We start from the raw sequence: 2841 nt of genomic DNA, 5'->3' as shown, positions 1-2841 counted from the left end.
TACATGCAACCCTGTCATCACAGCCAACGCCAAACCACCTACGATAAGAATGTACCCCATAGCTGGCATCGGATCGACGCCAGACCCCCCAAACACTTGAGAAAGCGATGTTGCATTCGCTGCTATTGTACCGGCCGTTTGCAAAGCTAACACAAACAAACGAATACCAATCCCCAACGCGAGCCCAGACAGCACTTCGGTCACGACCAAGAACGCCATATCTCCCAATGTTTCCGAAAGCGGTATCGGCGCTATTGCGGGAGCTACAATCAACATGAAGGCCAGCGCCAAAACGAGCTTGATGCGCGCAGGCACCGATTGCTCGCCAAAAGCAGGCAACATCGAAGCGATCGCCGCAACTCTTACAAAAACAACAAACCCATGCCAAAGGGGGTCATCTAGTAGAGGCAGTAATTCGGCCAATGCCATCATGCGGCAACAACACCAACGAGAGACGGTCGCGCGTCCAGCCCAATTTCCTCAAAGGACAGGACTGGATTATTGATGCCCTTCGCACGCATCACAGTTCTAAGGAAGCGTCTCCGACGTGTATTTGTGACAATAGCGGCATTGATACCAGTCTCGCTCACAGATTGCAGTTTCTCTGAGACATTCTCTGCCAATTGATTGAAAATATCCGGCGGCAGCGCGATATCGAGGCCTCTGTCCGCTTCGACTTGATAGGTCGCAAACGTGTCTTCCCATTCAGGAGCCAGCTGAATAAGCGGCAAGGTCCCATCATCGCGCTTCATATCGGCTATGAGCTGGAAACCAAGTCGTTGCCTTACATGTTCGCAGATCGCTTCTGGTTGCGTATTTTGCCCGCGTGCTTCTGAGATTGCCTCCAGAATTAGCGGCAAATTTCGTATGGAAACTTGCTCATCAAGCAACAGACGCAGCACAGCGTGCAGCATATCAACCGGCACTTTGTCTGGAATCATCTCATCGAGCAATTTTCTATTCGCTTCTGCCCGCATCGGGTCAGAAACATTTACCATTTCCTGCAGTAGACGTCTGAGAGATTTTAACGACAACAACCGGCTAAAGTTCCGCTTTACAGTCTCCAGTAAATGGGTGGCCAAAATTTCAGCGGGTGTCACCAACGTTAAGCCGTCCAATGAAGCTTGTTCTTGATCTCGAGCGCTAATCCATCGTGCCGGCGCCCCGTAGACCGGTTCAGTAGTGTCATTCCCACTGGGGACTTCTGTCGCATTTTCAGGGATAAGCGCCAGTATCCGGTCCGGACTAAGTTCTGCACTTGCTTGCTCCACACCCTGGATTCGCAAAACGTACGTCCCGGGTGCAATGGCCGCGTTATCTGTGAGCCTCACCTCTGGCAAAATTAATCCATACACAGAAGCAACATGGGTCCGCATGTTGGAAATACGCGCATCCAAGCCGGTGCCAGGATCCAGCACCATATTTACGAGATCCGGTGCGAACTCGACATGGATGTCGTCAAGCTCGAGGATATCCCCAAGCGGCTTCTCTTTTGGCAACTCGGCTTCAACCTTCTCCAGGTCAGTCCCGGTGGTTTGGGACTTTGCCTTGCGTTGCAACCGATACGCCGCCACGCCCAACATGGCACCACCGGCAATGAATGGCGCAAAAGGCAAGCCCGGGAACAGCGCAAAAAGAACCATCAATCCAGCAACAGTACCTATCGCCGCCGGGTGCTTACCCAACTGGGCAAACACTGCCAGATCGGTTGAGCCTTGTGCACCGCCCCGTGCCAACAAAAGGGCCGAAGCGATAGAAATAACAACCGCTGGAATTTGGGAAACCAAACCATCCCCGACGGTCAAAATAGCGTATGTTTCAAACGCTTGGCCGAGAGGCATGCCGTGCACGGCGATCCCCATAACCAAACCAGCAACCAAGTTGAGAAGAGTGATAAGTAGCCCCGCAACAGCGTCGCCTTTTACAAACTTTGACGCACCGTCGAGCGATCCAAAGAAAGTCGTCTCTTGCTGTTCTCTTTCACGCCGCTCTCGCGCTTCGGAATGAGTGATTGCCCCAGCAGCCATATCGCTGTCGATGGCCATTTGCTTGCCTGGCATTCCATCCAGCGCAAATCGCGCACCAACCTCTGCCATCCGCGTCGCACCTTTAGTGATAACCATAAAGTTAACGATCAATAATACGCAGAAAACTACAAGTCCGAGAAATACGCTCCCTCCCATAACAAATTGGGCAAACCCCTCGATGACATCGCCGGCGGCATCGGTGCCTGTATGCCCTTGGCCAATAATCAATTTTGTGGACGAAACATTAAGCGATAACCGCAACATCAAAGAAGCAAGAAGAATTGTCGGGAATGCCGAAAAATCAAGAGGTCGTTCGATAAATAGCGTGACAGTGAAGATCAAAATAGCCAACGCGAAAGAGGCAGCCAAGCCGACGTCCAATACCCACGCAGGCATCGGTAAAATCATCATGACTATCACCGCCATCAACGCAACCGCCAACATGATTGTCGGATTGAACAAGGCTTTCACAGTAAAGTTTTGCACGTCATATTTCTCCAAATCTAACGAGAACTAAACTACTCAAGCCTACTTTGTTAATTTTCAATAAAATCTCCATCAAACGCTTCACGCGCAATTTTCGTTGCGGTGCAAAGTGACGACATTCACCACCTAAATCCTCCGCACGCTTCATTTCTGACCTTAGCAAAAGAAAATACCTCCGCGGACATTCGAACCACCTATTTAGCAGACTAATCAAAATTCTCTCAAATAATTCAATTTTGTTACCCAATCTCGCCACTTTGCGTGAAATTAAAAATTGAACAAAAAAGGCTATATTGGTGGAAAATAACTTAAGAGCACTAAATTCAGA

3 protein-coding genes are annotated in these 2841 nt (G+C 49.9%); all 3 read right to left on the bottom strand.

What is annotated here, in order from left to right; translation table 11 throughout:
• Positions 1-429, bottom strand: a 429-nt coding sequence (locus ABJQ89_RS17645; protein WP_348497469.1) for a flagellar biosynthetic protein FliR, incomplete at its 3' end; no start/stop codon positions are given.
• Complete coding sequence (flhA, locus tag ABJQ89_RS17640; protein ID WP_348497468.1) at positions 429-2513, bottom strand: flagellar biosynthesis protein FlhA; 2085 nt, start codon at positions 2511-2513, stop codon at positions 429-431. The genes flhA and ABJQ89_RS17645, both read right to left, overlap by 1 nt.
• A gap of 1 nt (position 2514) precedes the next feature.
• On the bottom strand, positions 2515-2841 hold a 327-nt coding region (locus ABJQ89_RS17635), incomplete at its 5' end, for a hypothetical protein (protein WP_348497467.1).

This window comes from Planktotalea sp., from assembly GCF_039984035.1.
In the GTDB taxonomy this organism is placed as follows: domain Bacteria; phylum Pseudomonadota; class Alphaproteobacteria; order Rhodobacterales; family Rhodobacteraceae; genus Planktotalea.
The sequence above is the reverse complement of the archived record's forward strand: the minus strand, read 5'-3'. Positions and strand labels throughout refer to the sequence as shown.